Genomic DNA, 25,584 nt, shown 5'->3' on the forward strand with positions numbered 1-25,584 from the left:
TCTATAGCTTTTTTTGTTACTATTAATAATGAGAAAAAATAAAGTAGTAGGGGAAATAAAATGAAAAAAACAATTGATCATATCGGAATCGCAGTTCGTGATATAGATAGTACGATACGTTTTTATGAAAATGTGTTACTAGGAACTTTAATAGATCGTTACGTAAGTGAAGCTCCTGGTGTGGAAAGCGAAGTAGCCATTCTTGAAGTGGATGGAGATAGAATTGAATTACTTGCACCGACGAATAATACGACATCTCCAATTGCCCGTTTTATTAAACAAAAAGGTAAAGGTGTTCATCACGTTGCGTATCGTGTCGATGATTTAGATGTGGCTCTAGAAGAGTTAAAAGAACAAGGTATTCGGACATTAGAGCATACACTACGCATTAATAAGCACGGTAGAAGGTTAATTTATCTTAACCCAGCGGATACTGAAGGAACGATTATCGAGTATTGTGATTATCCGGAAGAGAAATAGAAGAGGGATATTTTTTTAAAGGTGTTACGTAATAACGTAATACCTTTTTATTTATGTATTTCACATTTTCTTCACAAATGATTCACGATAACTTTTCTTCTTTGATAACTTACATAAATATATTTTATGATATAATAACAATCTACTTTAAAAATGTAAGTTGTATCTATCATGATAGTTACTATTATATTGGAAGTTTAGAGGTGGAAGAGAAATAAAGAGTTATACTTTCTAGAAGTTTATATTTAATCAGGTTAATATTTTGCCCAGAATCAAACTTTGGAAGTTAAAGTAATGAAAATAGAGCAATGAGGAAGAAAGAAGTGAAATGAGTGTGAAAGTAATGAAAAGGTTAGGGACATTGTTATTACTCGTGTGTGTGCTTATCATATTGATCCCGCAAAGTGCATCTGCTCATGCGTACGTTGTGAAATCAAACCCTACTGAAAATGAAACATTGAAGAAAGCACCATCTGTTGTAAAAATCGAATTCGATGAGGACATACAAGTTTCACGTTTTAATACATTGTACGTGAGAGATACATCAGGTAAAAGGGTCGATTTAAAAGATGCTCATATTGATAAAAAAAATAAAAAACTATTAGAAGCCGGATTAAAAGAAAACCTCAAAAATGGTCTCTACTCTATTCAGTGGAAAGCTATTTCAGCTGATGGACATCCAATTCAAGGGGTTATTCCATTCCGTATTGGATTAGCGGAAGCGGAAACAGACGATGTACAAGTGGAAGAGATGGGGTATGTTCCGCAAATTGATATGATCATGGAACGTGGAATTTTATATACAAGTTTCTCACTATTTATAGGAGTGCTATTCTTTAATCTTATTATGTATAAAGGGAATGCAACCTCGGTTCGATCAAGGAGTAAGAACATAATATGGATCTCTTTATTTGGGATATTGATTAGCTTGTTATTCAATCTACCACTGCAAGCGAAAATAAATGCTGATGTTTCATGGCTAGAAGCATTCAACCCTTTACTATTAAAAGAAACATTACAGCTTTCTGTTTTTGGTTATGTATGGATTACTCAAATGGTTCTCATTAGTACGCTTATAATTGTTACGTATTTTGCGGTGAAGCATGAGAAGTTTTCGTCGTTTAAAGTATGGAGTATTCCAATACTATTGTTTATAGGGTTACTTGTTATGAAGGCCTTTAATAGTCACGCATACGGTTTAAAGTTTAAAGACATTGCTGTCGTTATGGATTTTCTACATTTATTCGCAGCTTCATTATGGGTGGGTGGTTTATCATCTATTATTCTTCTTTTACGTAATGAGGATAACAAGTGGCATATGTATTGGGATATGATTAAGCGTTTTTCACCGTGGGCAACAGGTGCCGTCATCGTGATTTTAATAACAGGCCTTTTTAACAGTACATTTTTTATTCCAACAATCCACTCGTTATTTGATACGAAGTATGGATTGGTTTTATTAACAAAGATACTTTTATTCATTTTCATGGGGATATTGGGAATTATTCATTATGTGAAAGGGAGAATGCGAGCGCAGCAAGGATTAGGTGCTACGGTGAAAGTAGAGTTTATCATTGGAATTATCATTTTCGTCATCGTAGCTTTTATGACAAACGTACAAACACCACCGATGCCTCCTACTGGACCTTTTACAGAGAGTAAACAATTAGATAATGGATATGAAATGACGCTAAATGTAAGTCCTAATAGAGTAGGACAAAATATATTCCATATTACTTTAAAGGATGAGAACGGACAACCCGTTACTGATATGGAACAAATTATATTAACGACTCAATCGTTAGATATGAATATGGGAAAAGGATCATTTAAAGTTTCGGCAGTTTCACCGGGAGAATATGAAGCAGAAGGTATGTATATTAACATGACAGGAAACTGGAATATACAAGTACATGGATTAACGAAATCGCTTGATAGCTTCGATACGGATTATAAATTTATTGTAGGTGGCAGATAAAGTGAAACTTTAAGCAGCCCTCATCAATTGGGCTACCCGGCGAATAGCGGGATAAAGAGTAGGTATAGATAAAAAGGAGCTAATTGAAAATGGAACGTATAAAAAAATTAGGAACAACAATGATCGCAACAGCAATTACAATGGGAATGTTTTCGTTACCTGTTAGTGCGCACGTTACTGTGAAGCCAGCAACTTCTGACATCGGTTCTTGGGAGACTTACACGATAAAAGTACCAGTTGAAAAGAATATAGCAACAACAAAAGTTACACTGAAAATACCGTCTGGTGTGGAATTCCAACAGTATGAACCAGTGCCAGGGTGGAAAATGGAAGAGCAGAAAGATAATGCCGGAAAAGTGAAAACTGTAGTATGGGAAGCAATAGGAGAAGGGATTTTACCCGGTCAGTTCCAGCGATTTACTTTCGTCGCTAAAAATCCGGATAAAGAACAAAAAATAGCTTGGGATGCATATCAACAATATAAAGACGGAGAAATTGTTGAATGGACAGGCGATGAGAAAGCTGAAAAACCGCATTCACTTACTACAATTGCAAAAGGTACGTCATTAACAGGAGAACATGGTGAAGTATCTAATGTAGAAAAGAATGAAGGTACTAGTAATATGCAGTTGATAGCAATTGTTTTATCTATTTTGGCAATTGTATCTTCGGTAGGTGCGTGTGTTTTTGTAGTGCGTCGTAAAAAATAAGATATGAGAAAGAGCCTACAAATAGTAGGCTCTTTCTCATATTTATTTCACTTCAACCTGCTGCCTTACAGCAAGTGTTTTCGGCTTTATATTTACAAAACAAATGCTCACAACAATAAATAATAGGCCAATAAATAAGCTCATTGTAATGGCTTCATGTAAGAAGATTGAACTTACAATAATAGCGATAAGGGGAATAAGGAATGTATAAGCCCCTACTTTACTCGCTTCACCAGCTCCAACGAGTGTGAAGTATGCAAGCCACCCCATTGCAATAACAAAGAATGAAATAAAGAGTAGTACACTAACAAATGGCATACTCCAAGCAATACTAGACCAACTTTCAAATTCTGAGCCAAATCCGATTAAACAAAGACCACCGATAAGAAGCTGAATTGTTACCATCCAAATGGCATTCACACGGTGCCCAGTCTTCTTAATGAATACTGTGCCAAGTGCCCAGCCAATAGCGCATCCTAACGCGAGAAGGATTCCAATAACAGAAATATGTCCTGTTAAACTGCTTGAGCTAATAACACCTACACCAATAAATCCGAGAACAAGCCCGAAAATTTTCAAGCCGTACATTGATTCTTCAAGCCATATCCACGAGAAAATACCGAGTAAAACTGGTTGTAGAAATACAATGGCGGAAAATAACCCAGCAGGCATATATTGAAGACCAACAGTTTGTAACCCGTAAAATATAATGATGTTAAGTAAAGAAGAAATAACGTATAAATGCCACGTTTCTTTTAAATGTAATTCTTTATATTTGGGTAGAGCGAAAAGGAGTAAAATGAATCCTCCAATTAAAGTTCGAACGCCTGCAAATAAAACGGGTGGTGTATAATGCAGGGCAAACTTAGATAAAGGCCAATTGATTCCCCACATGAAAACGAGAAAGGTAAGGATTATGGCCGTCTTAGTTCGAGAAAGCTGTGTCACGGTAAGACCTCCTTGTTGTTATTCATTTCACTATGATATGATATCGAATGTAATAAATAAAATGAATCTTTTTTATAAGGAGTATAAGTGATTAGTTATGACTATTACACAACTGCAAGTATTAATAAAAACTATTGAGTTAGGTAGTTTTACGAAGGCTGCTAGGGTGTTAAATATGACGCAGCCAGCTGTAAGTCATGCCATTTCAAGTATTGAGTCAGAGTTAGGAGTTACGATTCTTATACGTGATAAACGACAAGGATTACTCGTTACGGATGTAGGAAACAGAATTCTTGTACATATTAGAGAGATTTTGAACGGTGTAGAGAAGATTGAACAAGAAGTTGCGATGGAGAAAGGACACGAAGTGGGGACGATTCGAATTGGGAGTTTTCCGAGTGCTTCTGCACATTTCTTACCGAAAATGATAAACCATTTTAAGGAGAAGTATCCGAGCTTAGAGGTCGTTCTTTGTGAAGGAACAATTAAAGAAGTTGAAGATTGGTTAATATCGAGGGTTGTTGATATAGGAATTGTTATTTTGCCTAATAAAGAGATGGAGATTGTCCCGTTAACGAAGGGAAAAATGGTTGCTATCTTAAGAGAGGATCATCCTCTTTGTAAGAAGGACTCTATTACAATTCGTGATTTGGAGAATGAACCGATCATATTATGTAAGGGCGGATACGAACCACCCATCATTGATATGTTTAAACAAGCCAACGTACCACTTCGGGCTGAGTATGTAATTTCTACCGTTACTACAGCTTTAAATATGATTCAAGAAGGATTAGGCATTGCAATATTAGCTGAATTATCTTTAACGAATTTACCACAGAATGTGCAAACGAGAGAATTGGAGCCGCAAGTATGGAGAGAAATTGCTTTAGCTGTTCCTTCATTAAAGGATTCTTCAATCGCTGTACAGCTATTTATTGAAGAATTTCAAGCGCTATTTGCAGAATAAAAAGGGGTGTCTCATATATCATAATGGGGCACTTTTTAATTTACTTATAAAAAATCTATGAAAAGGATTGACTTATTTTTTGGTTGTAACTATAATGATTACATCAAGGTGGTGATTACGATGAAAATTAGTAGCCGCTTTTCCATAGCTGTTCATATTTTATCTATTTTGAAAAACAATCCATCTTCACTTTGTACTTCAGACTATATGGCTGAGAGTGTCAATACAAATCCAGTAGTCATTCGTAAAATCATGTCGTACTTGAAACAAGCTGGCTTTGTTTACGTAAATCGTGGACCGGGTGGCGCGGGATTACTAAAGGATTTACATGAAATCACATTGTTAGATGTGTATCATGCAGTGAACGTAGTCGAAGAAGACAAGCTATTTCATATTCACGAGCAACCGAATCCAGATTGTCCAATTGGGGCGAATATTCAAGCGGTGTTAGAAATTATTTTAATTCAAGCACAATCCGCGATGGAAGAAGTTTTGAGAAATATTACGATGGGGCAGTTGTTTGAAACTTTGCAAGAAAAAATGAATGCTTAAATAATATTTATATTTTTTTATCACTAATGTAACTGATTTGATTACAACGATAAGGTAAGGTGTAAAAGTTATGACTGTAAAAATGAAAGTATACTCAGATTTTATATGTCCGTTTTGTTTTTTAGCAAAAGGTCCATTAGATGAGGTAGCGAAAGAGAAAGATGTAGAGATTGAATGGATGCCATTTGAATTACGTCCAAGTCCATATTCAAAAATAGATCCATGGAATGAACCAGAAAAATTAGGTTCATGGGATGCTTTCATTCTTCCGACAGCGAAGAAGTTAGGAATTGATATGCGCTTGCCACGTGTTTCACCACATCCATATACACATTTAGCTTTCGAAGGATGTCAATTTGCGAAAGAACGTGGACTAGGTAATGAGTATCATCACCGCGTATTCACAGCATTTTTCCAAGAAGAGCAAAACATTGAAGATATTGATGTGTTAACAAAATTAGCGGTAGAAGTAGGACTTCCTGAGGCGGAATTTAAAGATGCTTTAGTAACTCGTAAATATAAAGAAAAGCATCAAGAAGCAATTCAACACGCATATGATGAAGCGAATATTATGGCTGTTCCAACTGTCATGATTGGAGATGAAGTCATTCAAGGGCTTGCTAGTAAAGAAACACTAGAAAGGGTCATTGATAAAGAAATTGAAAAGGATAAAACAAATTCATTTGAAGGTATGCAATGTAATACCGATGGATATTGCTAATTCGCTTGTTATGAAATAACAAAATAAATTATAAAACAAACATTTGGAGGAATTAAAATGTCAGCAACTACAACAAACTTAAAAGAAGCAATCGTGAACCGCCGTTCAATTCGTAAAGTAACAAAAAACGATGCAATTACGAAAGAAAGAATTGAAGAAGTGTTAAAAACAGCTTTACACGCACCAACATCTTTCAATATGCAAAGTGGTCGTATGGTTGTATTAATGGATGGAGAGCATGAAAAGTTTTGGGATATCGTTAAAGAAACACTAAGAGCACGCGTACCAGCAGAAAACTTTGAAGCGACTGTAGAAAGACTAAAAGGCTTCCATGCAGGTGTAGGAACAGTTCTATTCTTTGAAGATCAAGCAACTGTAGAAAAAATGCAAGAAAATGCCCCATTATACAAAGATCAGTTCCCATTCTGGTCTCATCAAGGAAATGCGATGTTACAACATACTGTGTGGATGCTATTATCTGCTGAAGGAATTGGGGCGTCATTACAACATTACAACCCAATCGTAGATGCTGAAGTGAAAGAAACTTGGAACATTCCGGCAGAGTGGAGCTTAGTAGGTCAAATGCCATTTGGTGAACCAAACGAACAACCAGCAGAAAGAACGTTCTTGCCTACTGAAGATGTAGTGAAATTTTATTAAGAAATACAATATGTAACGAGAAGGAAGCTGTGCTTAAAAACAGCTTCCTTTTTTGTAGTGGTGTTAATTTATGCGCATTTAGGGAAGAAATATAAGAAATAATACGGTGAGAAGGGAATTAGAAAAATGAATGATGAGAAAAAATATACAGTGGTAGGTACTGATGTTGAGGAAGTAAAGCGTTTAAATAAAAATTCAGGATTAACGTATAATCAAGTGAAAGAAATGTTAGCAAAGCAAATGCAAAAAAAGAAGTAATTAGATTGAAATCTTTCATTTTTTCATTTAGCATTTTGATTGGAGAGAGTTAAGTAAAAGGTAACTCTCTTTTTTGTATAGCTAAGCATCTTATAGAGTGGAGGAAGCAACATGAAGAAATGGGTAAAGGTAACGCTGTCTATCACTGGAGGCATTGTCTTATTAGCGTGTGCCGGCGGATATTACGTGTATAAAAATTATTTTCCAAAGGAACCTGAGCGTATTGTATATGATAAAGAAAGAGTGCTACAACCGATACATAATCAGCTTAAAGGAATCAATATAGAAAATGTAAAGATAAAAGAAAGAGAAGTCGTAAATGCGACTGTAGATGAGCTTCAAAAAATGATTGATGATGGAAAGTTGTCATATGAAGAATTAACGAGTATTTATCTCTTTAGAATACAAGAACATGATCAAAATGGAATAACATTAAATTCTGTTACAGAGATAAATCCTAATGCGATGGAAGAAGCAAGAAAGTTAGATCAAGAGCGAGGTAGAAACAAAAATTCGAATTTATATGGTATTCCTGTCGTTGTAAAAGATAATGTACAGACGGAAAAAGTGATGCCGACTAGTGCAGGAACTTATGTATTAAAAGATTGGATTGCAGATCAAGACGCAACAATTGTGAAGCAGTTGAAAGAAGAAGGAGCATTTGTTTTAGGAAAAGCGAATATGTCTGAGTGGGCGAACTATTTATCTTTTACAATGCCAATGCCATGTATAATTAGGGGATAAAAATAAAAACGAGAAGATATGTGTCTCCTCGTTTTCCAATGTTGTAATGGGAAACTTTACCGTTGAATATGGAAAAGTTTTCTACTACAATCGATTCATAACAACTCTTTTTTCTCATTTAGAAATTGTGTGTAGAAAAGGAGTTGTTTACAGAATTGTTCTCGTTGAGATTCATTCAGGCCTGCGAAAACCGTTTGAATCTCCTCGAGAATGATTTTTAATCGTTCTTCAGATTCTGGGATGTTTCGTCCCAAAAGCGCATCAATAGATACATTGAAGAAGGATGCGATTCGATCTAACGAATCTAAGTCGGGTTCATTAAAGTGGTTTTCTAAGTTACTAATCTGACTCCGACTTAATTGGATCTTATCACCAAGCTCTGCTTGTGTTAGCGTGTGACTGTTTCTAAATTTTTTTAAATTTTCTCCAAAAGTGTTCATGCCTTTAGTATAAATAAAGGCATGTTTTTTAACTATAGTTGACAGATAGTTTGTATTTAAAATGATTAATGACAGTATTTATACCAAAAAACAGAAAAATAACTAGAACATTAGTTCTGTTGGTGGTAAAATATTCTTGTGGGAATTCTGAAAGATTTAGAAAAAACTTTCTCAATATGGTTTGAGAAAAGAGTGAAACGAATGTTCTAAATTTTATGATAAGATAAAAATAATAAAATAAAAGAGCAAAAAGACCCACGGCGTTACAGTAGTGTCGCCGCACTACTGTAACGTTTTACCCTAGTGTACGTAGGGAAAACTTTCCATGAGTCAACTTCAAGTATATCATACTTCTTAGCCCATGTTAGCATGGTGGTACGTTTTCCTATTGAGAAAAACAGAGGGGGTGTCTTAAGTTCAAGGGAGGGACCGTCGTGCAGAATTGTACAAACTTAAGTAACATTGTGGTAGAAAAAGATATAACGCCTACTAAACTCTCTAAAATCACAAGTTTATCACAATCAAATTTGTGGAAAACAATGAATGGTCAGGTGCCTATGAATTTTTCGAAACTGATGAAAATTTTGGTGAGTACGGAAAACGAGAATGAAAAAATAAAAACAGTTCAAGAGTTTTTGGAATCTACGAAAAAAGAATCGGACATTAGGACAGCCATGTACTACGTGTATTTAGCGGGCTATACAGATATATTAAAAGAATTGCTCGAAAGAAAGTGTAAACATACGGTAACAAAGAACTATAAAGATATTTTAAAAGTTGGTTTGGAACGTCAATCTGGAAATCTACGCTCAAAAGAATTTTTTAAGAGCCTAGACAATCTTCGAGCAAAAGTGAATTTAAATAAGGTTAATGTAAATGTTTTAGTAAACTTATTAAGTGTCTATGGGTATTTTGACATGGGGGCTTACAACGTATTTACTACGATGCATGATATGATTAAAGATAAAATATGTGAAATGCCGCAAGGATTAGAAAAAACGTTAATTGATGCCGAATTAAAAGCAATATGTGCATATGCGTATTTAATGCAGGATGAAGTAGAAACTGCAAGATGTTTGCTGTTTGAGGTACTGGGGGTACAAGAAGCCCCACGTTTGTTAAAAGCTACAGCATATAGTGTGTTAGGGGAAAGCTACGTTTTCGAAGATGCGGAGAAATCTATTCAATATTTTGAAAAGTCACTACAGGAATTGGATAAAATAACAAACAGTAAGTCGCTATTGAAGCGGAAATTAGTTGAAAATACATTTTCGTTTTGTTGTATAATTCATAATTTTCCTGTAAAATTGGAATATATTCATGATAAAGCTGAGCAAGCGCTACGGAAAATTTCTTTAAATGAGTATGAGGAAGCGGCTAAAATGTTGTACAAAATTGAGAATCGTACAGCTTTTCAGGATCTATACTTAGCTGTTGCTATAGAAAATCCTGAGCTGCGTCAGAAAGCGTATCATCGATTTTTGAAAGAAGGTAATTTATTTTACATAAAAATTTTTGATATTTTAAAATAAGGGGATAGTTAAAATGAAAAAATTTCTAGCTGGTTTAGTTATTGTTTGTGCTCTTGCGCTGACGTTATCACCGGTATCAAGTGAACTTAGCAAGGCAAAAGTTAAAGAACCTGTACAAATGAGGATGGATCCGGGGACGATCGGCTAACTGTTAAAAGAGAAATGCCACTACACTTTCGAGTGCAGTGGCATTTCGTACGTTATAGGGGTTATTCATTTTCTTTATTTTAACATTTTTGAATAATTAATTGGATGAAGGGGAGGAAATAAGGTGAAAAAAGAGACTGCAAAACAAGAAACAAAACGTTTAATCGAGGAATTATTCGGTGCTGAAAATGTAAGTTGTGATATGAATTATCTGATGGGGGAACTTTATAAGCAAGGACAGATTACACAAGAGCAGTACAATCAAATTACAACTATATTGCAACAAAAAAAGGAATAGCATCTGGCTAGTCCTTTTTTACTTATTGCTGCTTTCTTTGTAGGAGTTGTCTTAATAGAACATTAGCAATTTCAGCTTGCTCATCAGTAATTTCTACCCCATCAGAATGAAGTCTGCCTTGATCTAAAAAGTCTTTTACATTAAAGTTAAGACCGTTTGGATTTTCTGTTCTTCCTAAGATGAAGTCTGTAGTAGTATCAAATATGTCTGCTAACTGTACAAGAACCTCAGCGTTTGGTTTTCTTTTATTTGTCTCATATCCACTATACGTAGAATCATTTTTACCAATACGATCTGCAACTTCTTGCATTGTCCAACCGCGTCTATTTCGTAAGAATTTTAATTGAGTTCCTATATCCATACTTTTTACCCCCGTTAAATTCTTTTTTATATTTATTCTTAGTTTTATTTTTTATAAATTTTATAAAAATATATAAAACGTTTTTTGTTTTATGTGTTTTGATACTTATAAGATACCACTTTATTGCACAATTACACAATGGTAAATACGTGCATATTGCAAGTAAAAGAGGATGGAGGTTTATAAAAAAGTTGAAATGCCACTTTACTTACTTGCAAAACGCCAGTATAATAAAAAACATCAAAAGTTGTCTGGAGGTGGACATGTGAAAAGGACTTGGCTAGCAGATTTACGTGGTAAAAAACGTATGTCACAGGTGGCTCTAGCAGATAAGGTTGGTGTGACTCCTGGACATATTGCAGATTTAGAGACTGGTAGACGCGACCCAGGAGGGAAAACTAGCCTTTCAAATCGCGATAGTACTTGGGTTCCCTATGGAACATTTTTATTTACCTACATACTTGCAAAACGCCAGTTAAAAAGAGATTAGACAATCATTTGAGATGGGGTTTCCTTCCAAAGAAAAATTTTTAGAACACTATCCTCAATACGTAAATAAAACTGTAGGGGGCTGAGAAGTGTGGTGAAAAAGTTAAACTTACGTCTTGGTAACGAGTACTACGGTACAGAGAAAAAGGAAGTTCTATTTCAAGAAGTATATGAAAAATATTTAGGTGTTAAAGTAACGGTCACAAGAAAGAAAAAAACAGAAGTAAAGGCAAGTTAAATCATTGAAAGGAGGTGATACACATGCAACGGTACGTGACTTATGCGACTCGATTAGTAAAAGCAAAAGACGTAAAAGCTGTATGTTGCGAAAGTAAAAATTACTTCAAGAATGGCTCAGAAGAACAAGCGGTAAACACCATGTTAAAGCTAACGGAAAGGGGTGAACGTGTTGGCTAACATTAATGAGATTTTCGTAGAAGGATTCCAGTCACATACAAATAGCCATTTCAATTTAGGAAATGGGCTGAACGTAATTACCGGACCATCTGATAGTGGTAAAACATCCATAATACGAGCGGTTCGCTGGATAGCATTTAACGAACCTCAAGGTGAGGCTTTTGTTAACGAATCGGTTGGGTATGCTACGGTTGCGATTCACTTGGATAACGGCATTATTATTTCGAAGCATCGTAGAAAAGGGAAAACATCGTACAGAATCCAAACAGATCCTGGGGATGTAGGAAGTGTATTTGAGAAGTCAGAGGTACCAGAAGAAGTAAAACAATTACTCGGTATCACAAAGCAAACATTTGGGGATTTTGTTACTGCTTTAAACTTTGCATTTCAGCTCGAAGCCCCGTTCTTAATAAGTGAGACACCGTCATCGGGTGCAAAAGTACTAGGTAAGTTAGCGGGAACAGAAGCTGTGGATCTCGCTGTAAAAAGTGTTTCAAAAGATACATACGCAGCAAGACAAGAGAGGTTACTAGCTGAAAAAGAAATTGAGAGATTAGCAGGTAACTTACTCGAGTACTTGGATGTGGATGATAAAGTACAGCAGTTAAAAACAGCTGAAAGTCTGATGGAGCACGTAGAGGAATTGCATAAAAAGAAAGATGTGCTGCAGCAACTACAAACTCAGCAACAGATAGCATTTGAAAAATTCCGTGTAGCGTTTGTTGAGGATGAGAGGCTTTCAAAAGTGCCGGTTCTTATACAAATACTTGAAGAAACAGAAAAAGACCAGCAGTGTCTGCAAACACTACTGGACTTACAAAAAAGATATGAGTCACTGTCCACCGCCAAGAAGACATTGACCGATACATTAAAACAATTTGATGGATTAGTAGAAGTAAGTAACTTGTTACAAGATTCTACTACATCTGAAGAAAGATATTCTTTGCTTTCTATCTTATCACAAAACTGTAAGAAGTATAGTCAAGTATTACAAGAAGCTCAATTACAGGTCGAGAGGTTAACTGTAATTGAAAACATTAATGTAGCTGTGATTGAAGAGGAAGTAAAGAAAACGGATGAGTTAAAGAAACTTTATGTACAACATAGCGTGGTTAAACAAGGTTACGAAAAAACAAGTAAGGATGTAGAAAGATTATCTGTACCTGGTAATGCGTCAGATCAACTACAAGAATGTGAAACAAGTATTACACAGCTAAGTCAAATGAGTGCGCTCTTACAAAAATACCAGAATATACAAAATTATTACATGAGCTGGACAAGTCGTGTGGAACGTTTAAATGTTCCGAGAGAAGTGGTAATACAGATTGTAAATGCTGAGAACAATGTCACTCATCTAGCTGAATTAAAAGAGTTGTTACGAAACTATATGATCTGGCATCAAAGAGTACGTCATAGTACAAGCACATTGGAACTATATGAAAAGCACATTGAAAATTACACAAAGGAATTGGAAGAGACATGGAACGAGGCTGGTGGAGTTTGTCCGCTATGCGAATCGCCGATGTCTTTTGACCATTCTCATTGAGGGGTGATTCGTGGTGATTGATACAGATAAAGTTAGTGACTTTTTACAAACAGCTGAGAGGCTGAATAATTCGTTAATAGAAATCAATGAAATTATTGAAGCTTTTGAAGATACATCCAATGTTCTAAAGGTCTCATTATTTCATAAAAAATTTAATGAGAATTTACCAGTAAGTGAATCAGAAAGTATAGGAGAAAAGAGTATTGATTTTGCTACCCGACCAACTGTGTTGGCCTGTTTAAGAGATCAAAAGAAGTTTCTTGAATCAGAGCTACAAAATTTACTATCAAAACAACTTGAAGGGGGAAATGAGTAATGGAATTAAAACAACGTATTGAAATTGCAAAAGCAAATTTAAAGAAAGCAGAAACAGCAAAAATCCAAGCAGAGGCTGAAAAGTCTTCAGCTGAAAAGCAATTAACGGAAATCGCTGAACAAATGGCGCAGTACGGGGTAACGCCTGAAACGATCCAGGAAGAAATCACTAAGCTTGATACATCAGTTAAAGAAAACCTGGAGCATGTAGAACGACTCATCCCGCAGGTATAAGGAGGCTACTTTTATGTACGAGCTTCTAAAAGCAAGAGCGGATATCCGTCAGGCAAGCGATAAATTGAAAATGAAAATCGGTCAACGGGATTTATTAGTTAAGCAACAAAAAAGCGCAGAAGCAAGAAAAGCAAAAGCTGAGGAGCAGCTTGGGGAGTTTGATTTAGTACAAATTCTTCTTCAAAAGACAAGTGATTATGCAAGGCAGCAAGCAAAACGTCGTATAGAAGAAATTGTTACGTCAGCTCTTACAGTTGTTTTCGATAAAGACTACAGATTCGAAATTGAAATTGCCGTAAAAGGTAATCAACCAGTAGCAGAGTACTGGTTACAGTCTGAAGATGTAAGAACACAATTAAAGCCACCTGATTATGATCGCGGCGGTGGTGTAGCGGATGTAGTTAGCTTAGCGCTCAGATTGGCCGTAGGGGAGATTAGTGGTGTAAGAGGACCATTATTCTTAGATGAGGTTGGAAAGCACGTGAGTCAGGAATATGCTCCGAACGTGGCGTATTTCTTGAAGGAATACAGTACGAAATTTAAACGTCAAATCATTTTAATTACGCACAGTACTCACTTGGCTGAGATAGGTGACGTAGCACTTGGTGTGACTCAAAAACAAGGGAAAAGCATAATAACTGCTTTATAGAAAGGGAGATCTGGATATGTGTATGAAATGCGAAATTAAAAACGTGTTAAAAGGTGCATTAGCAAACGTTGCAGGTTTGAAAATTACTGAGGAAGTTATCGGGAAAGCAACGGAATCTCAGTTAAAGGAATTGCTAGCTGCAGATGAGGCGGAAAAAGCTATTAAAAAACAACTTCAAGCTGAATATAAAGCCGAGATTGCACCGATTCGTGAAAAGTATCTAAAACGAACTGAGGAACTATTAAAGCCGGTTTTTGAGCGTCATGATAAGGCTTGTACAGAAATTCAAAATGCTTTAGGTATCAAAGAAGACGATCATGTATCGATAGACCTTGGAACAGGTGAGGTTACAAAAGAAGTTTTCAAAGAAAAAGAGACGAGTGACCTTCACTAATTAGTAAAGGTACCTTATAAAACACGAAAAAGCAGAGGTGAGAGTATGAAGTTTCTATATTTCGGGGATCCACATATACGAGGTACAAACCCTCGTAACCGTAAGGATAACTACAAAGAGGCACTAATCGCAAAGTTACGTGAGATCTTCGCGTTAGCGAAATACAAAGGTGTGACAGCAATTATACAACCTGGAGATACGTTTGATAGACCTGAGGTTACAACAAGCGTATTACTGGAGTTTGCGAAGGTACTGAAAGAGAGCCCTGTTCCAATTTATACAACAGCTGGTAATCACGATATATACGGGTACAATCTTGCAACGTATGAACGGACAAGCCTTAGGGTACTAGAATTAATTGTCCCGCAACTTACAGTTATTAATGATCCTGGGCAAGCTCAAATGTTTCATCAAGACGGTAATCACGTACAGCTAACATTTACACCTTATAGTGATCAAATCGATAAAGCTGGGTACGGTTATTCACCAGAGATTATTGAAGATTATGAGTCAACCAAAATACACATAGCGCACGGAATGCTACTTGATCATGATCCACCTTTTGATCGGTACACAAAAGTACAGGACGTAAAAACAGAGGCGGATTTGGTTTTGTGCGGCCATGACCATACAGGATTCGGTATCTATGAGCGTTCTGATGGAAAAGTGTTTGTGAATGATGGGAGCCTAACGCGATTGTCAGCGTCAGAGGCTGAGATGCGACGACAGATTTCTGTTCTTCTAATCGATGTGAAAGCACCTCGTGTTTTTGATCTAGAACGTATACCACTTCAAAGTGCAAAACCCGGTGAAGAAGTACTTGATCGTAGCCGTATTGAAGCGGAGAAGAAACGTGCCTACGCAATGGAAGAGTTCGCCTCATTGATTCAAACAGAAACGGGAGAAGATGTGCTAGTTGATATTAATACGATTGTTGAGAGTATTGCTAAAACACAGTCTATTAATTCTGACGTGGTAGAAATAGCGTTAACGAAAATAGCGGAAGCAAAGGAGGGATTACGAACATGATTGTAAACAAACCGCAGTTTGATGAGAATGAACTAGGCGAAGGTACGGCGGTACAGGTCACAAGTGGTAACCCGTTTGGACGCCCTAACTATAGTAATAATAAACATGATTGGAATGCTGTAGTAGTAGAGTTTTCACCGCTGATGATAAGTGTAGCTGGTTACAACAAAGAGGAACATGATCGAGTAGAAACGATGAACATAACAATTGACTCAATTGTAAAAGAGCACGTGACGCTTAAAAAGTTAGTAGTAGAACTACCAAAAATTCAATGTGAGGCGGGACCAGAAAATGACTGAATTAAATAATCAAATTCGTAGTTTACAAGAGGAGCATGGGAAAGAAAAGCTACTTGCAGCGGCAACAAAAATTTTAGGTAAGAAAGTACCGACTGACTATGTTCGAGTATTAGATCCACTTGAATTACAAGCATCCTTACAACAAATTGATGCTGCAGTACAGGATGTTCTTGAAAAAGGTAAGGCGCGTGAAGAAGCTTATGGTGAAAAAGCTTCGCTCATTAAACAAAAGGTGAAGCTGAAAACCGCTGTAGAGCTAAAAGAAGCTGAAGCATTTATGCAAATTCAAGGTGAAGGACGTAATCAATTTGCGTATGTAAATGATCAAAAAGTCGCTCTTACGAACGATACATTACGTGATGCGTATCGCCTACATTACAGCAAAGAAGAACGCCAACAACTTACAGATGTAGAGCAAGAATTAGCATCAATTGACATTAAAATTTATCAAACAAAAGATGCTTGGGAAACAGCTAAAGAATCAGCGGATCTTGTAAAAGCAAAAGCTTATGTACAAGCGAATCTACTGAAGTTTTTGGCATAGGAGGTTGCTATGGATCCAAAACAAACAGCAATGAGAAATAAACAGCGTGAACGTCAGCAACGTGGGGATGATTTTCAAGCTGAAATCAGAAGAAGCTGGAGAGAAATTCCGAATGTATGGCGTATGAGAATTGCAGATGGTGCAGGTGCGACTCGTCCAGGTGACGAGATTGTAATAACACCTGAAGTAAATATATTAGCTGAAATGAAACGTACAGAGAGTCGTAGATTTTCACTAGATTATATGAGACCGAATCAGATTCTCGGATTACGAGATTTTGATCAAATTATTGATAGGAATTTAGGTTTAGTGTTTATCAGTTTTCTAAACGATAGCAAAGGGCTTGATGAGGCTTATGCATTCAGACTTATTACAGCTCTTATTCATATGAAAAAACGAAATATGAATCATATAAAACTTGAAGAATTTCAAAGTCAGACGGTTCCCTGTGTACCACTTCCAAGACTTACATACCATGAACCTTCTTACGATCTATCGGGGGTGCTCACTTGCTACAAATCTTTGTAAAACACAACATCCGAATAAGAGGTGCTAGTACACCTCTTAAGGCGGCAATTACTAAGGCGCTAACATTTGATAATCCAGCGTATTTGAAAGCAAAAAAACAACGTAGACCTACATGGGGTGTACAAGCAAAACTTGAATTGTTTTTACATGACAGAGGCGATATTGTTACGCCTCGAGGTTTCTTGTCAAAGCTAGAAGAGGTACTGAAAAACCTAGGTTACGATCCAAGTAAAGTTATTACCTCACAGATTTCATATGGCCGAGATGTTAGTTTTGGGGAATGGGATGACGGGTTTGTATTAAAAGAAGACCAGATACCAATGGTACAAGCACTTATGCAAGAAAACGGAATAGGTGTTGCGCCAGCTGGTTCAGGTAAAACCGTAATGGGCATGCGCTACATTTACGAAAAGGGTAAAGCAGCATTATGGCTTACGCATACAAAAGACTTAATGTATCAATCCGCAAAGCGAGCTAAGGATACAATGCCTGGTATTGGTCGTATCGGCTTTTTCGGTGACGGTGTACATGATTGGGGAGACGGTAAACTAATTGTTGCTACAGTACAAACCTTGCAGCGAAATCCACAAATAATCGATGCACTAAATGATTTTATCGGGACGGTAGTAGTGGATGAAGCCCATCATTTTCCGGCAATACAATTCATTGAAACGGCTGGGAAGTTAACGGCTGAAAATGTGATTGGCCTCACCGCAACACCTTCCCGAAAAGATGGATTAGAAATCTATATGTACAACGGTGTAGGTCCAAAAGTGTATGAGATTAGCAGAGACGGAATGTATGAAGCTGGGAGACTGGTAAAACCGACAGTGAAATTCGTATATACCGAGTTCAATTACGAGACGGCAAGTAACCGTAACGAGATTGATAGTGTAGATGCCGGAGGAGAAGATCTTGATTATACAGATTTAATAAGGCACCTCATTTCGGATAAAAAGCGTGCAAAATTAGTTGCTAAAAGTATCGTGGAGCATTATCCATTAGGACCAGCGATAGTTATTACGGAATCTGTCCGGTACTGTTTTGTCTTGCAGAAACTCGTACAAAAGCTATTGAAAGAACGATACGGTGATACGTATTACGGGAAACCGATTCATACAGCGTGTGGTACACGGCGGAATCAGTCGTTACACCTGGAGAAAAGCGAAAAATGAAAAACATGCACAGCAGCTTATCAATAATGGACAGGCAGTAGATAAAAAGCAAGGTGAGTACGGGTGGCAAGTAAAGGTTGCACAGTATTCGGAAAAAGAAATTAAAGAATGGCAAGTAACAAAGCAGCAACGTAAGGACATTTTAGAAGCTTGTGACCGAAAAGAAGTAGACATTTTATTTGCAACTCAATTGGCCCGAGAAGGATTGGATATGCAGCATTTAGCAGGTGGCCACATGGTAATGCCAAAACGTGGTGACTCACGCGAAAGTAACAGCGGTTCATCCGTAGAGCAAGAAATTGGACGTATTATGCGTCCTGATCGAAACAATCTGGATAAAGAAGCGCACTGGTTCGATTACGTTGATTACAACGTTGGGGTGTTTAAGGACCAGTACCATAGCCGTAGGAAAGTATACAGCCGAATCGGATTAACTGTACCGAGAAAACCGAAAACAGAACGCGATACGGTAGCTAGTTTCTTAAATGACATGCCTTGGTGAAAGGGGTGATAACGATGGAAAAGTTTGAATATGTAGGTGCATTCTATGAAATCACGGAACTAATTGCTTCAGCGAAAGAGGTGAAGTAAGTGGATCCGGTAGATAAAGAACAGGCAGAGAAAGCATTTCGAATAATTGCAGATACTTTTAGTAAAGTTTGGACGGCTGTAAAGGCTGTAGTTCAAGGTATTGGTGAGGGGTTAATAACGACAGTAAGGGAAACACAGCCGTTTTTAGAAGAAGTTCAACGACTTGAAACAAAACGTGCAAAGCGTAGAAGACAAGTGACTTATCGGAAAAAGAAAAGCCAGGCAAAACGAAAAGCATGGAAAAAATATGGCCTACAGGGGCGCAGGAGGAAACATTAATGACACAAGAAACTAATCAAAATGAAGTAGTGGTACAAAATAACGCTGTAGCAAAAACAAACACTGGAAGTAATTATATTACAGCTATTTTAGAAGAAACGAAACAGGGATTCGTTGAAGCGAATAACGGTCTTGATATGGATTTCGTCCGTATGGGCGAGTGGTTAACAGTTACTAAGAAAGGTAATTTTGTCGAGAAAGACGATGAGAACGTATCGTATGGTGACAATATTGATGTAGTAATCGGATACGGTGAGCAACGTTGGTCTGTATGGGGATTAGAAGAATCACCGGAGGCTGGACAATTAATCGTAGCCGAGAGAACAAAAGAAGAAGCAGAGATAGTTTTAAATCAGTGGCTAGCTGAGAACCCGCAAGCACAAGAAAGATACGAGTTAGACGCTATTCAGCTTCGTTATATGGCATCAGTGGTACCAGTATCAACGTTAAGACCAGACGACTTCCCTCGTATCTACTTAATGAGCTTTAGCCCGACAGACACAATTATTTTCGGTCGTTTTGCGATGAATGTGTATACAGGGAAATATAAAGCTTTAGAAATCCCATCAAAACTTGGGGTAAACAGAATTGTTACACGTCTTGTAACAGCTGAAAGAAAGAGCCGTACAAATGCTAGTAACCAATGGATTGGTATCGACTTCCAACCTGTTGGTGTATTTAAACCAGAAGACTACGGAATTAACGTAGAAGAAACAGAACAAGCAGAAAAAGCTTCAGAATAATTAAGGAGGGCGTCTACAAATGGCAAAAAAGAAAGATAAAACAAGTGAATATCAATATGTAGACGCATGGTACAGCAATCAGAACGGTAGAAGCATTCCGTGGAAACGAATCCCTTCCTCTGAAGTGAAGCAATTCCAAACGGGAGAGGCATTCAATTTCAATTGCTTTGCTACAGTTCAACGATTTGCGAACGACACAAAAGTAAAGGGGGAGGCATTTATTGCTCCCTTATATTTTGACCTTGACCATGCGGAAGACCCATCAGTCAGCCAAAAGGATGCAATAAAGCTGGTGGAATTTTTTACGAAAGAGATGGATATTCGTGAATCGGATATGTGGATTTACTTTTCTGGATCAAAAGGATTCCACATCTTAATAAGCTCCGATGCGCTCGGTATTGAGCCGAGAAACGACCTTCATAAAATCTTCAAACATATGGCTGGGTACTTAGTCCATAGATTAGGACTCACGTCACTAGACCTTGTGGTGTATACAGAAAAGCGGATGATTCGTTTACCGAACAGTATGCATCAAAAAACAAACCTATTTAAAACAGAAATTAGTGTAAATGAGTTAAACAAATTAACTCTGGAAGAAATTAAAGATTTAGCGAAATCGCCAAGACACGCTGACGATCTACCTTATACGGCAGAAGAGCGTAAAAAGGCAATGAAATACAGCCCTCGTACGGGGTATTTACTAATAAATAAGACAGAAGAATATGAGCAAGCTGCAGCAACAAGTGCTCGTAAGTATGCGAAAGAAGAATTCCAGTTTAAGAAAGATAAACCACCGGCATGTGTAGTTGATATTTTAAATGGTGGTTGGAAAAAAGATGGTGACCGAAACCAGGCAACCGTACAGCTTGCGTGTTACTTCAAAGACGCTGGCTACACGAGAGAGGAAACGATGAAAGAACTGGAAGACTGGGTGCTTAAATTTACATCTGAGGATAACGAGTATGGTAAGCAACAACGTGTTGCAAATACTAGAAGTGTGATCGATGCGGTATACAGCGGTGATAATACATACAAATTTGGTTGTGCGTTTATTCGTTCACTACATGGCGAAAAGAAACCAGGCAGCAAAGATTATGAACGTGTAGCGTGTGCAGGTGATATGTGCCACTGCATTAAGAAGAATGCGGAAGAAGAGGAAAATGCAAAGCTGCTACATTTAGCAGAAACGGGTAACGCAGACCTTACTGGAAAGCTTGTAAAAACGCGTGTCATGGTTGCGGGTAAAAAGCATACGCCTTACATCATTCCGAAAAACATTGAGTACCATTGCTGGGGCAGGGAAAGTTGTAAAAAGGTACATTGCCCTCTATACGACATCCATACGCATACAGGATACAAAGACCTAGGTGTAAGTGATCGGGAAGTTATTCAAATGACGGGTGTAGGTGACGATAACATAAAAGGTATTTTACGAGAAATATCAGGCATACCGAATTGCCCGAAATACAATACGGATATTTTAGAGAACATGAACGTGGAAGAGTTACTTGTAATCCCAATGGCTGAAGAAGATGACGAAAAACAAGAGCAGCATAAAGGGAATTATGTACTACGAAAAGTGTACGCCGTAAATGGACTAAACGTAAGTGAGAATAAGTACTACGAATTAACAGGTTATGTATACCCACATCCAAAGAATCAGGAGTCAACACTACTTGTAAAGAGTGCGGTACCGCTTCAGGATGTGGTTGAAAGTTTTGAACTAAATGAACAAGTGAAAGAAGATTTAGCAACATTTCAGCCGGCAGATTATACAGCAGAATCGATTGAACAAAAGTTAGGAGCTATTTGTAACGATTTAACGTACAACGTAACACACATCGTAGAACGCGATGAAACGCTACTTGCAGTATTGTTAACACTTCATAGTGTCCTTCGCTTTAAAGTACCGTGGGATTTAAATCCGTTACGTGGTTGGGTGGAATTGAAAATCGTTGGTGATACAGGTACTGGTAAGTCGGCGCTCATTGAAAAAGTAATGAAATATTCAGGACTTGGAACACGAGTGAATGCGGAAAGTACTTCTCGTACAGGTCTAACATACAAAATGGAACAGTCAGGTGCTCAAGGTGCATGGTACATCGTTTGGGGTGCATGGCCGTTAGCGGACAAAGAAATGATTTGGATTGATGAAGATACAGGTATTACGAAAGATGATTATGGTGAAATGACGCTTGCTCGTTCTGACGGGAAGCTGGAAGTAAAACGAGCTGTAACAGCTGAAACACCTTGTAGAGTACGTGCCATCATGTCAGGGAACGTACCGAAAGGGAAACGGCTTGCTGATTACTCTCAAGGCGCAGAAAGTTTAAAAGATATTTTCAATAACGAGGATATACGTCGTTTTGACTTTGCAGTTTTTATGAGAGCGAGTGACGTGGATCCTGAGTTGTACAACCAAACGCTTGCTACGTATCCATCGATTATACAGAAGGATACTTTGAAAAATAACATCTTATATGCTTGGTCACGTAAGCCGGAGGACGTGCTATTTACAGACGGTACGATTGATAAAGTACTGGAGGTTGCGACAGACCTTGCGAAAGTATATGGAAATGCGAATGACATACCACTTGTTTCTCCTTCAGATCAGCGGAATAAAGTAGCAAGATTAGCAGTTGCACTTGCAGCTCTTACGCATTCAGTTGATGAATCAGGCGAAAGAATTCAAGTTTGGCCGGGACACGTTGAGTTTATTGGGGAGTATTTAAAAGCTTTATACAATGCTCCAGGTTGCGGCTTAAATTACTATGCTCGTTTAGCAATAAAAGATGAAGAAATGACAGAAGAAAGATACCAGAAGTTTACGGCAGATCTTAAGAAAATCGATACGTTAACAGGCGAAATGAAATTCTATGAGTTTATCAAACTGTTCGCTCAGCAGAAGTATTTACGACTTGGTGATGTTGAGGCGATGCTTTCTATCGATAAAGAAGAAGCGAAAGCAATCGTAAATCAATTAGCGAAAATGAGGATGATTCTTTTAACAAGCGGTGGTTATCGAAAAACACCACGCTTTAATGCCTACATTGCGTATTGCATGAAGAAAGGACTCTTTGATCATATACAGGATGAGTACTACTAATTATATGGACAAGCACTACAAATATGACTGGAAGTGAAAATATGAAACTCGGAAGTTTATTTGGAAGACCTAAAACATTAGCAAGTAGTAAAAAACAGGTACCGGTAAAAGAATCAAAACTAGCGGTTGAAATGGAAAAAAAGAAAAAGCCGGGACAATTCGATATTGTTTGGCCAAAAGTAGAACCGCAGCAAGTGAAAGATTATAAAGCGATTCTTACAGTCTCAGAGTTAAAGAAATACTTAGAACGTTGTATACAAACAGGTAAAGTAGGATTCGACTGGGAGACTGCAGCAAGTAAAGAAATTAGAGTGCATTATAAAAAGGCGTTTGAAGATATAGAAGAAGCACGTACTACAGGGATTATCGATGATAAAGAAGCGGAAAGCCGAAGTGAGAGCTTAGAAAAAGCGTATTTAAAAACACCATTGGATCCGTGGAAAGGTGAAATTTGTACGGTATCGCTGTCAGCGGCGGCACACGAGTCAAGAGTTGTTCCAATCTCACATAAAGTTGGCCAAGTATTTGAACCAAGTATGGATAGAGATGAAGCTAGGAAATTAGTTCTAGATTTGCTTGATGAATACCTATTTAAAAATGAAAAGGTATTAAAGATTGCGGTCAATTTGTCTTTTGAAACGAAATATGCAGCGAAGTACGGTAAATACATTTTAGGAAAAGTAGCAGATCCATTGATTATGTGGGTACGGTGTTTACAAATCGCAGCACCTCAAAAGATTAATAACCCGAAAAAACCTACAAGCGGATGGGGTTTAAAACCAGCTACGAAACACATTTTTGGTGTAACGATGAACGACTTTTCAGCCCTTTTAAAGAAATACAAGGTCAATTTCTTTGACGAAATTGATGCGAGTAAAGGTGAAGGGTTGCTTTACTCAGCTGAAGACTCGGATTATGCTGTGCAGCATTACGAATATTGGTCTCAAATTGCAGCTCAAATTTCGCGATATGAGGAATGGCTTCATAAGATTGAAATGCCATTCACACGTGTTATCGGCCTTATGGAATATTGGGGGATGAATTGGGATCCAAACCTTGCAACGCAAAAGAAACAAGAAGCAGAAATTATGCAAGAGCAAGCGGCTGAACGTATTAAACAAATCGCGAAAGAAACGTTCAATATTGATATAAATACCGGTAAATCAGGTAAAACGAACGAAGTGAAAAGCTTAATGTTTGATTACTTAAAAATACCGATTGCCAAATATGGAAAAACAGGCGCGAGTCTTGATCAAGAGGCGCTTATCGATATGGCATTTATGCTTGAAAACAAGCTGAACGATATCGACGAGGAAAAATACCTCGGCGTTTCATTACCTGAAAATTGGGAAAATATCGATCCGGAAAAGGATCCTACTTTAGATAAGCTAGAACGCGGAGCGATTCGTATCGCAAAACGTGAACCGCATCCCTATAAAGAACAGGCACTAGAAGTTATTGACCAGCTAAAGAAAATACAAAAATACACGACATTACTTTCTTCGCACATCATAGGACGTGAAAAGTACTTGAACTTTATGAGTGGACGGATCCATGCAGGGTACAGTCCATTCACAGAAACAGGACGCTTAAACAGTTTTAATCCGAACGGACAAAACGTACCGAGACCAGATAATGATGAGTTTAAGATTAGAAACTTCTTTGTACCTAAACCAGGAAAGATATTATTTTTCATTGACTTCTCAGGGTTTGAGCTTCGCTTAATGGCATGGAAATCAGGTGACGAGGTCATGACGGAGCTATTTAATACAGGCGGGGATATGCACCGTAGAACCGCATCTGTAATGACTGGAAAGTCTGAGGCTGAAATTGTAAAGAAAGAACGTACAGATGCCAAGGCGGGCAACTTCGGTATCTCTTATGGCGGTACGGAACACGCTCTACAGTTCACATTTAAAACGAAATACATGATTCGTAAAACATTAGATGAATGTGCGCAGATTGTGAATGCCGTTAAAACAGCGTACAAACGCATACCAGAGTATCAACGCAAGATTGTTTTAGAAGCACGGGAGCAAGGCTATGTACAAACGATTTATGGATATATGAGATTACTACCTGGCATTAACAGCGCGAATAGAAGAGATCGTGGCTCTGCTGAAAGACAAGCAGCGAATACACCAGTACAAGGAAGTGCCGCTGACATTATGAAGAAAGTACAAAATGAAATTTATGAATCTATCGGTAAACAGGAAGGCGTACTTTCTCATGGAAGTGCCGATATGATTGCACAAATTCACGATGAAATCATTTTTGAAATAGATGATGATCCGGAAATTGTAGTTGCAGTAGAAAAACAAATTAAACAAGTTATGGAGCAACCTCCAGTACCAGGATTTCCAGTTCCGATTGAGGCAGAAGGAAGTGTAGGTTATCGATGGGGCGAGAAAATGAGTGTTGAGTCCTGGCTTAAACAAAGGGAGGAATAG

Annotated in this window: 30 protein-coding genes and 2 pseudogenes; 29 read left to right on the forward strand and 3 right to left on the reverse strand. The window is 37.6% G+C overall.

What is annotated here, in order from left to right:
- Positions 1-60 precede the first annotated feature (60 nt).
- From BC_RS09150 to BC_RS09160, 3 genes are all read left to right on the forward strand, one after another.
- Positions 61-480, forward strand: a complete 420-nt coding sequence (locus tag BC_RS09150) for a VOC family protein (RefSeq protein ID WP_000750850.1) — start codon at positions 61-63, stop codon at positions 478-480.
- A gap of 328 nt (positions 481-808) precedes the next feature.
- Entirely contained in the window at positions 809-2,458 is a 1,650-nt protein-coding gene (locus BC_RS09155; RefSeq protein WP_000114306.1) for a copper resistance CopC/CopD family protein, read from the forward strand.
- 89 nt (positions 2,459-2,547) lie between these two features.
- Positions 2,548-3,168 (forward strand): YcnI family copper-binding membrane protein, encoded by a 621-nt coding sequence (locus tag BC_RS09160; protein WP_000439685.1) that lies wholly within the window; start codon positions 2,548-2,550, stop codon positions 3,166-3,168.
- A 42-nt stretch (positions 3,169-3,210) separates the two neighbouring features.
- Here BC_RS09160 and BC_RS09165 read toward each other — a convergent pair whose 3' ends face one another.
- Entirely contained in the window at positions 3,211-4,116 is a 906-nt protein-coding gene (locus tag BC_RS09165; protein WP_000192812.1) for a DMT family transporter, read from the reverse strand.
- Between the two features lie 97 nt (positions 4,117-4,213).
- On the opposite strand from BC_RS09165, the gene BC_RS09170 reads away from it, so the two are divergent.
- From BC_RS09170 to BC_RS09190, 6 genes and pseudogenes are all read left to right on the forward strand, one after another.
- Positions 4,214-5,083, forward strand: coding sequence for a LysR family transcriptional regulator (locus BC_RS09170; RefSeq protein WP_000156743.1), 870 nt, complete (start codon positions 4,214-4,216; stop codon positions 5,081-5,083).
- 120 nt (positions 5,084-5,203) lie between these two features.
- Positions 5,204-5,635, forward strand: a complete 432-nt coding sequence (locus BC_RS09175; protein ID WP_000704073.1) for an Rrf2 family transcriptional regulator — start codon at positions 5,204-5,206, stop codon at positions 5,633-5,635.
- A gap of 70 nt (positions 5,636-5,705) precedes the next feature.
- The gene (locus BC_RS09180) at positions 5,706-6,356 is read left to right on the forward strand and encodes a DsbA family oxidoreductase (RefSeq protein ID WP_000216673.1); all 651 of its coding nucleotides are present in this window, start codon (positions 5,706-5,708) and stop codon (positions 6,354-6,356) included.
- Between the two features lie 57 nt (positions 6,357-6,413).
- Positions 6,414-7,016 (forward strand): nitroreductase family protein, encoded by a 603-nt coding sequence (locus tag BC_RS09185; RefSeq protein WP_001277021.1) that lies wholly within the window; start codon positions 6,414-6,416, stop codon positions 7,014-7,016.
- A 126-nt stretch (positions 7,017-7,142) separates the two neighbouring features.
- Positions 7,143-7,274: a hypothetical protein gene (locus BC_RS28185; protein WP_000997344.1), complete on the forward strand. Its 132-nt coding sequence runs from the start codon at positions 7,143-7,145 to the stop codon at positions 7,272-7,274.
- Between the two features lie 111 nt (positions 7,275-7,385).
- Positions 7,386-7,994: pseudogene (locus BC_RS09190) on the forward strand (amidase family protein); the annotation flags it as partial.
- 119 nt (positions 7,995-8,113) lie between these two features.
- On the opposite strand, the gene BC_RS09195 reads toward BC_RS09190, so the two are convergent.
- Positions 8,114-8,458 carry a helix-turn-helix domain-containing protein gene (locus BC_RS09195; RefSeq protein WP_001091281.1) on the reverse strand — a complete coding sequence of 115 codons (345 nt, stop codon included), beginning with the start codon at positions 8,456-8,458 and terminating at the stop codon, positions 8,114-8,116.
- Between the two features lie 434 nt (positions 8,459-8,892).
- On the opposite strand from BC_RS09195, the gene BC_RS09200 reads away from it, so the two are divergent.
- From BC_RS09200 to BC_RS27610, 3 genes are all read left to right on the forward strand, one after another.
- Positions 8,893-9,990 carry an AimR family lysis-lysogeny pheromone receptor gene (locus tag BC_RS09200; protein ID WP_001178605.1) on the forward strand — a complete coding sequence of 366 codons (1,098 nt, stop codon included), beginning with the start codon at positions 8,893-8,895 and terminating at the stop codon, positions 9,988-9,990.
- A gap of 13 nt (positions 9,991-10,003) precedes the next feature.
- Complete coding sequence (locus BC_RS28190; RefSeq protein WP_000713858.1) at positions 10,004-10,138, forward strand: hypothetical protein; 135 nt, start codon at positions 10,004-10,006, stop codon at positions 10,136-10,138.
- A 123-nt stretch (positions 10,139-10,261) separates the two neighbouring features.
- Complete coding sequence (locus BC_RS27610) at positions 10,262-10,435, forward strand: hypothetical protein (protein ID WP_000712293.1); 174 nt, start codon at positions 10,262-10,264, stop codon at positions 10,433-10,435.
- 22 nt (positions 10,436-10,457) lie between these two features.
- Here BC_RS27610 and BC_RS09205 read toward each other — a convergent pair whose 3' ends face one another.
- Complete coding sequence (locus BC_RS09205) at positions 10,458-10,796, reverse strand: helix-turn-helix domain-containing protein (RefSeq protein WP_000351123.1); 339 nt, start codon at positions 10,794-10,796, stop codon at positions 10,458-10,460.
- A gap of 172 nt (positions 10,797-10,968) precedes the next feature.
- On the opposite strand from BC_RS09205, the gene BC_RS09210 reads away from it, so the two are divergent.
- The 17 genes and pseudogenes from BC_RS09210 (at position 10,969) to BC_RS09280 (ending at position 25,584) form a co-directional block, all read left to right on the forward strand.
- Positions 10,969-11,286 (forward strand): helix-turn-helix transcriptional regulator, encoded by a 318-nt coding sequence (locus BC_RS09210; protein ID WP_011110010.1) that lies wholly within the window; start codon positions 10,969-10,971, stop codon positions 11,284-11,286.
- A gap of 90 nt (positions 11,287-11,376) precedes the next feature.
- Positions 11,377-11,523, forward strand: a complete 147-nt coding sequence (locus tag BC_RS27615; protein WP_000239434.1) for a hypothetical protein — start codon at positions 11,377-11,379, stop codon at positions 11,521-11,523.
- A 23-nt stretch (positions 11,524-11,546) separates the two neighbouring features.
- Positions 11,547-11,702, forward strand: coding sequence for a hypothetical protein (locus tag BC_RS27620; protein WP_001190216.1), 156 nt, complete (start codon positions 11,547-11,549; stop codon positions 11,700-11,702).
- Entirely contained in the window at positions 11,692-13,248 is a 1,557-nt protein-coding gene (locus BC_RS09215; RefSeq protein ID WP_011110011.1) for an AAA family ATPase, read from the forward strand. Before BC_RS27620 ends, BC_RS09215 begins: the two co-directional genes overlap by 11 nt.
- A 13-nt stretch (positions 13,249-13,261) precedes the next feature.
- Entirely contained in the window at positions 13,262-13,564 is a 303-nt protein-coding gene (locus tag BC_RS09220; RefSeq protein ID WP_000567344.1) for a hypothetical protein, read from the forward strand.
- Positions 13,564-13,797, forward strand: coding sequence for a hypothetical protein (locus BC_RS09225; protein ID WP_000421151.1), 234 nt, complete (start codon positions 13,564-13,566; stop codon positions 13,795-13,797). The genes BC_RS09220 and BC_RS09225 overlap by 1 nt, the downstream gene beginning before the upstream one ends.
- Positions 13,798-13,810: 13 nt before the next feature.
- A complete protein-coding gene (locus BC_RS09230) occupies positions 13,811-14,446 on the forward strand; it encodes a chromosome segregation ATPase (protein WP_000273131.1) in 636 nt (211 codons plus the stop codon).
- Positions 14,447-14,462: 16 nt separating this feature from the next.
- Positions 14,463-14,840: a hypothetical protein gene (locus BC_RS09235; protein ID WP_000335907.1), complete on the forward strand. Its 378-nt coding sequence runs from the start codon at positions 14,463-14,465 to the stop codon at positions 14,838-14,840.
- A gap of 45 nt (positions 14,841-14,885) precedes the next feature.
- Positions 14,886-15,869 carry a metallophosphoesterase family protein gene (locus BC_RS09240; protein WP_000670942.1) on the forward strand — a complete coding sequence of 328 codons (984 nt, stop codon included), beginning with the start codon at positions 14,886-14,888 and terminating at the stop codon, positions 15,867-15,869.
- Complete coding sequence (locus BC_RS09245) at positions 15,866-16,168, forward strand: hypothetical protein (RefSeq protein ID WP_000636791.1); 303 nt, start codon at positions 15,866-15,868, stop codon at positions 16,166-16,168. Before BC_RS09240 ends, BC_RS09245 begins: the two co-directional genes overlap by 4 nt.
- On the forward strand, positions 16,161-16,712 hold the full coding sequence (locus BC_RS09250) for a hypothetical protein (protein ID WP_000137803.1): 552 nt from the start codon (positions 16,161-16,163) through the stop codon (positions 16,710-16,712). The genes BC_RS09245 and BC_RS09250 overlap by 8 nt, the downstream gene beginning before the upstream one ends.
- Positions 16,713-16,721: 9 nt before the next feature.
- A complete protein-coding gene (locus BC_RS09255; RefSeq protein WP_000371312.1) occupies positions 16,722-17,240 on the forward strand; it encodes a hypothetical protein in 519 nt (172 codons plus the stop codon).
- A gap of 83 nt (positions 17,241-17,323) precedes the next feature.
- Positions 17,324-18,917: pseudogene (locus BC_RS28295) on the forward strand (DEAD/DEAH box helicase).
- 89 nt (positions 18,918-19,006) lie between these two features.
- Positions 19,007-19,285 (forward strand): hypothetical protein, encoded by a 279-nt coding sequence (locus BC_RS09265; RefSeq protein WP_000371577.1) that lies wholly within the window; start codon positions 19,007-19,009, stop codon positions 19,283-19,285.
- Positions 19,285-20,028, forward strand: coding sequence for a hypothetical protein (locus BC_RS09270; RefSeq protein ID WP_000191312.1), 744 nt, complete (start codon positions 19,285-19,287; stop codon positions 20,026-20,028). The genes BC_RS09265 and BC_RS09270 overlap by 1 nt, the downstream gene beginning before the upstream one ends.
- A gap of 19 nt (positions 20,029-20,047) precedes the next feature.
- Entirely contained in the window at positions 20,048-23,134 is a 3,087-nt protein-coding gene (locus tag BC_RS09275) for a DNA primase small subunit domain-containing protein (RefSeq protein ID WP_001074796.1), read from the forward strand.
- Between the two features lie 23 nt (positions 23,135-23,157).
- Positions 23,158-25,584, forward strand: a complete 2,427-nt coding sequence (locus BC_RS09280) for a bifunctional 3'-5' exonuclease/DNA polymerase (protein ID WP_000147935.1) — start codon at positions 23,158-23,160, stop codon at positions 25,582-25,584.

Origin of the sequence: Bacillus cereus ATCC 14579 (assembly GCF_000007825.1) — a bacterium.
Classification (GTDB): Bacteria; Bacillota; Bacilli; order Bacillales; family Bacillaceae_G; genus Bacillus_A; species Bacillus_A cereus.

Coding starts and splice junctions, on each gene's coding strand:
- BC_RS09270 (WP_000191312.1), top strand. CDS start 19,285: ATGACACAAGAAACTAATCAAAATGAAGTAGTGGTACAAAATAACGCT.
- BC_RS09255 (WP_000371312.1), top strand. CDS start 16,722: ATGGATCCAAAACAAACAGCAATGAGAAATAAACAGCGTGAACGTCAG.
- BC_RS09275 (WP_001074796.1), top strand. CDS start 20,048: ATGGCAAAAAAGAAAGATAAAACAAGTGAATATCAATATGTAGACGCA.
- BC_RS09245 (WP_000636791.1), top strand. CDS start 15,866: ATGATTGTAAACAAACCGCAGTTTGATGAGAATGAACTAGGCGAAGGT.
- BC_RS27620 (WP_001190216.1), top strand. CDS start 11,547: ATGCAACGGTACGTGACTTATGCGACTCGATTAGTAAAAGCAAAAGAC.
- BC_RS09160 (WP_000439685.1), top strand. CDS start 2,548: ATGGAACGTATAAAAAAATTAGGAACAACAATGATCGCAACAGCAATT.
- BC_RS09225 (WP_000421151.1), top strand. CDS start 13,564: ATGGAATTAAAACAACGTATTGAAATTGCAAAAGCAAATTTAAAGAAA.
- BC_RS09240 (WP_000670942.1), top strand. CDS start 14,886: ATGAAGTTTCTATATTTCGGGGATCCACATATACGAGGTACAAACCCT.
- BC_RS09150 (WP_000750850.1), top strand. CDS start 61: ATGAAAAAAACAATTGATCATATCGGAATCGCAGTTCGTGATATAGAT.
- BC_RS09195 (WP_001091281.1), bottom strand. CDS start 8,458: ATGAACACTTTTGGAGAAAATTTAAAAAAATTTAGAAACAGTCACACG.
- BC_RS09205 (WP_000351123.1), bottom strand. CDS start 10,796: ATGGATATAGGAACTCAATTAAAATTCTTACGAAATAGACGCGGTTGG.
- BC_RS09230 (WP_000273131.1), top strand. CDS start 13,811: ATGTACGAGCTTCTAAAAGCAAGAGCGGATATCCGTCAGGCAAGCGAT.
- BC_RS09175 (WP_000704073.1), top strand. CDS start 5,204: ATGAAAATTAGTAGCCGCTTTTCCATAGCTGTTCATATTTTATCTATT.
- BC_RS09155 (WP_000114306.1), top strand. CDS start 809: ATGAGTGTGAAAGTAATGAAAAGGTTAGGGACATTGTTATTACTCGTG.
- BC_RS09180 (WP_000216673.1), top strand. CDS start 5,706: ATGACTGTAAAAATGAAAGTATACTCAGATTTTATATGTCCGTTTTGT.
- BC_RS09235 (WP_000335907.1), top strand. CDS start 14,463: ATGTGTATGAAATGCGAAATTAAAAACGTGTTAAAAGGTGCATTAGCA.
- BC_RS09250 (WP_000137803.1), top strand. CDS start 16,161: ATGACTGAATTAAATAATCAAATTCGTAGTTTACAAGAGGAGCATGGG.
- BC_RS09185 (WP_001277021.1), top strand. CDS start 6,414: ATGTCAGCAACTACAACAAACTTAAAAGAAGCAATCGTGAACCGCCGT.
- BC_RS09170 (WP_000156743.1), top strand. CDS start 4,214: ATGACTATTACACAACTGCAAGTATTAATAAAAACTATTGAGTTAGGT.
- BC_RS28185 (WP_000997344.1), top strand. CDS start 7,143: ATGAATGATGAGAAAAAATATACAGTGGTAGGTACTGATGTTGAGGAA.
- BC_RS09280 (WP_000147935.1), top strand. CDS start 23,158: ATGACTGGAAGTGAAAATATGAAACTCGGAAGTTTATTTGGAAGACCT.
- BC_RS28190 (WP_000713858.1), top strand. CDS start 10,004: ATGAAAAAATTTCTAGCTGGTTTAGTTATTGTTTGTGCTCTTGCGCTG.
- BC_RS09210 (WP_011110010.1), top strand. CDS start 10,969: ATGGAGGTTTATAAAAAAGTTGAAATGCCACTTTACTTACTTGCAAAA.